General features: G+C 51.3%; 2 pseudogenes. Both read left to right on the forward strand.

Features of this window, described 5'->3' with window-relative positions:
- Positions 1–110, forward strand: a pseudogene (locus CIK04_RS28305) (1-aminocyclopropane-1-carboxylate deaminase/D-cysteine desulfhydrase); the annotation flags it as partial.
- Positions 111–279: 169 nt separating this feature from the next.
- Positions 280–869: pseudogene (locus CIK04_RS28310) on the forward strand (SulP family inorganic anion transporter); the annotation flags it as partial.

Genomic DNA, 869 nt, shown 5'->3' on the forward strand with positions numbered 1-869 from the left:
CGCTGCTGTATATTCACCAAGGAGGCTTGTTAGGAAATGAGTCAATGCTGCCAAGATATCAGCGAAAATTCCCATTGGAAGAGAATTTACTCTCCGTTATCGATAAATAACTCACGAATGTTACAAAATAACGCTGTATACTTTACAGTAACTTAACCGCATTTATGGGTAGATCTGTTGGCCAAAATAATCCTATCGCAGTGGTTCCCTGGACTCGTCCAACTAAAACACTAATCAAAAAGAGATGGCGTCGCCGATGACGTTCGCGCCGCCTTTTTCGTGGTGGCCGTCGCGCTGCCTGTTGCTATTGCCTACGCCCAATTAACGGGGGTATCTGCGATTGTCGGTCTCTATTCGTGTGTATTGCCAATGTTGGTTTACGCCTTAATGGGTACATCAAGACAATTGATCGTCGGGCCTGACGCCGCAACCTGTGCGTGTGCTGCGCGGTAACCCCGCTTGCCGCCGGTGACGCGACCAAACACTGGCAACTGGTGATGACCATGACCGCGATGACCGGAATGTGGTGCGTACTGGCAAGCCGTTTGAAATTGGGCATTTTGGCGGACTTTCTTTCGCGTCCGATCCTCTTGGGGCTACTCAATGGTGTGGCACTCACCATCATCGTTGGTCCAGTTTGCCAAGGTGGTAGGCTGGAAATATGAGCAGCGCTATCTACTCGAGCGTTTATGGGAAGCCCCACAACGATTGGCAGATTTGCACTGGCCGACACTTGCGCTCAGCGTAGCCACTGTGGCTGTCTATCTGGTCACCAAGCGATTTCGTCCTAGTTGGCCTGCGGCGATGTTTGCGATCCTCATCACCACCTCCTCCGTTTTGGCTTTGCTGTTGCAAGAAGCGGGGTGTCG

It is taken from the genome of Vibrio sp. 03_296, assembly GCF_002265885.1.